A 2,724-nucleotide genomic window follows, 5' to 3' on the forward strand; every position below is an offset into this window, starting at 1 on the left:
GCCGCGGCGGCCGATTGCGAGATGTGGAGGTAGCTCATCACGTAGGCGTAGAGGAGCGACATGCCGATGATCAGCATCAGCATGGTCGATTCCCTGAGCGTCGCCGTCAGGATCGGGCCGACATCCTTCGGCCGCCAGACCCCGTAGATGATGGCGATCAGGCCGAGCGCCAGCAGCCCGCCGAGGCCCGCCGTCTCGGAGGGCGTGGCGTAGCCGCCGTAGAGGGCGACCATCACGCCGGTGAGCAGGATGACGAAGGGCAGCACCCGCGGCAGCGTCGAGAAGCGCTCCCGCATGCTGTACTTGTCGTCCGCCAGGATCGGCGAGGTCGTGCCGCCGCGCTCGTAGGCCAGCTTGGCGGCCGTGTATTCCGAGCGGAAGCGGTAGATCGACCAAGCCGCGAACAGGCTGACCAGGAGGAGGCCCGGCCCGATGCCCGCCAGGAACAGCCTGCCGAGCGACTGCTCGGCCGCCACCGCGTAGAGGATCATGGTGATCGAGGGCGGCAGCAGGATGCCGAGCGTGCCGCCCGCCGCGATGATGCCGGCGGCAAAGCCCGGCGAGTAGCCGCGCTTGCGCATCTCCGGGATGCCCGCCGAGCCGATGGCCGAGCAGGTGGCCGGGCTCGAGCCCGCCATGGCGGCGAACAGCGCGCAGGCGAAGACGTTGGCGATGCCGAGGCCCCCGGGGATGCGATGCATCCAGGCGTGCATGGCCGAGTACAGGTCCTGGCCGGCCTTGGACCGTCCGATCGCCGCCCCCTTCAGGATGAAGAGCGGGATCGACAGCAGCGTGATCGAGGCCATCTCCTCGTAGACGTTCTGCGTCACCGTATCGAGGGAGGCGGCGGGCATGAACGCGTACATGAAGGCCAGCGCCACGAAGCCGAGCGCGAAGGCGATGGGGATGCCCGCCAGCATCACGCTGAGCGTCGCCCCCGCGTAGAGGAAGCCGATCGTCGCGACGCTCATTGCAGCCTTCCTGAGGTCTTCGGGTCCGGGGTGACGTTACTCAGAGGATCGCCCAGGGGGTGGGTGCCCTCCAGCGTCAGGTCGGGACGGCCCTGCATGTCCCGGTTGATGTCGGCGCCGAGGCCGATCTTGGGCTTGGCCCAGCCAGCCTTCTCGGGGCCGTAGAGGATCTCCTCCGCGATCTGCAAGGCGAACTGGATGCCGAGCAGGCTCATGCCCACCGCCATCAGCGAGTAGGGGATCCAGAGCGGCGGCCCCCAGGTCGATTGCGAGACCTGCCCGTCGACCCAGGCCTCGTGCAGCAGCGTGAAGCTCTTCCAGGCGAAGAACACCACGAAGACGAAGCTGACGAGGTCGGCCACCAGCAGGCGGGCGCGGTTCGCCCGCGGCGAGAGGAGCCCGGTCAGGGCCTCGATGGCCACGTGGCCGCGCTTGGCCTGCACGGCGGCGGCCGAGAAGAAGGTGGCGCCCACGATTAGGAACACCGCCATCTCGTCCTGCCAGTCGGTCGGCTCGTGCAGGATGTAGCGGATGACGACGCTGTAGCTCAGCACGAGGCAGGCGCAGACGAGCGCGATGCCGCCGAGGAGCAGGATCACTTGGTTAATGGCCCTCACAATCCGGTCGATGGCGCCGAGGGGCCCCGGCACGCGGAACTCCGGGGCGGCGTGGGTCTCGGCGGCGGCCGAGGCAGCGTCGAAGGCGTGGCTCATGACACCTGCTCCGCCAGCTTGAGGAGTTCGGCGCAGGAGGCGTTCTTGTTCGCGTAATCCTTCCAGGCGGTCTCTCGGGCGATGTTGCGCCACTTGCCCATCGTGCCCTCGTCGAGGTTCTGCACCTTGGCGCCCGCCTTGGCGAAGATCTCCTCGACCTTGGTGTCGTCCGCCTTGGCGCCCGCCTGCCCGAAGCTCTCGAGCTCGGCGCCGGTCGCCATGATCAGGTCCTGCTGATCCTTCGGCAGGCCGGAGAAGACGATCTTCGACATCATGATCGGCTCGAGCATGAACCAGTAGGAGCGCTCGCGGCCGGAGGTCAGTGCCTTACACAGTTCCTCGAGACGGAAGGAGATCAGGCTGGTGGAGGAGGTGAGCACCGCGTCGCACGCTCCCGTCTGCATGGCGGCGTAGGATTCGTTCGAGGGGATCGAGAGCGTGGCGGCGCCCGCCTGCTTCATCATCATGTCCATCTCGCGCGAGCCGCCGCGGACCTTGAGGCCCTTGGCGTCCTCGGGCGCGTAGAGGGGCCGCTCGCGGCTCGCGACGCCGCCCGCCTGCCAGACCCAGGAGATCAGGACGATGCCCTTCTGGTCGAGGATCTCGGCGAGCTTCCTGCCCACCGGCGCCTTCTTCCAGGCGACGCCCTGCGCGTAGGAGGTGACGAGGGCCGGCATCAGGCCGATATTCAGCTCCGGCACCTCGCCGCCGGCATAGGGGCTCGGGTAGAGCGACATGTCGAGCGCGCCCTTGCGCATGGCGCCGAACTGGGCGTTCGTCTTCATCAGCGACGAGCCCGGATAGACCTGCACCTCGAGCGCCCCCTTGGAGCGCTCCGCCACGGTCTGCGCGAACTTGCGGCACATGCGGTCGCGGAAATCGCCCTCGTCGATCGTGCCGCCCGGGAACTGGTGCGACAGCTTGAGGGTCGTGGCCGCGCGCGCGGCATTCAGGCCGAAGGTGAGGATGGCGGGGGCCGCGAGGCCCGAGGCAAGGATATGGCGTCGTGTCAGGGCCATGGCGTCTCTCTCCCGCAGCGC

The 2,724-nt window shown here is 68.4% G+C and carries 3 protein-coding genes; all 3 read right to left on the reverse strand.

Translation table 11 applies throughout. The annotated features are described in order from the left end of the window. A partial coding sequence (locus WDW90_RS36155) for a TRAP transporter large permease (RefSeq protein WP_336492562.1) occupies nucleotides 1-971 on the reverse strand: 971 nt, incomplete at its 3' end. After that, on the reverse strand, nucleotides 968-1,684 hold the full coding sequence (locus tag WDW90_RS36160) for a TRAP transporter small permease (RefSeq protein ID WP_336492563.1): 717 nt from the start codon (nucleotides 1,682-1,684) through the stop codon (nucleotides 968-970). The genes WDW90_RS36160 and WDW90_RS36155, both read right to left, overlap by 4 nt. After that, on the reverse strand, nucleotides 1,681-2,703 hold the full coding sequence (dctP, locus tag WDW90_RS36165) for a TRAP transporter substrate-binding protein DctP (RefSeq protein ID WP_336492564.1): 1,023 nt from the start codon (nucleotides 2,701-2,703) through the stop codon (nucleotides 1,681-1,683). The genes WDW90_RS36160 and dctP overlap by 4 nt, the downstream gene beginning before the upstream one ends. Nucleotides 2,704-2,724: the final 21 nt, after the last annotated feature.

This window comes from Methylobacterium nigriterrae (assembly GCF_037106235.1).
GTDB lineage: Bacteria > Pseudomonadota > Alphaproteobacteria > Rhizobiales > Beijerinckiaceae > Methylobacterium > Methylobacterium nigriterrae.

Excerpts from the sequence above, each read along its gene's own strand:
- WDW90_RS36160 (WP_336492563.1), bottom strand. The coding sequence starts at position 1,684 with ATGAGCCACGCCTTCGACGCTGCCTCGGCCGCCGCCGAGACCCACGCC.
- dctP (WP_336492564.1), bottom strand. The coding sequence starts at position 2,703 with ATGGCCCTGACACGACGCCATATCCTTGCCTCGGGCCTCGCGGCCCCC.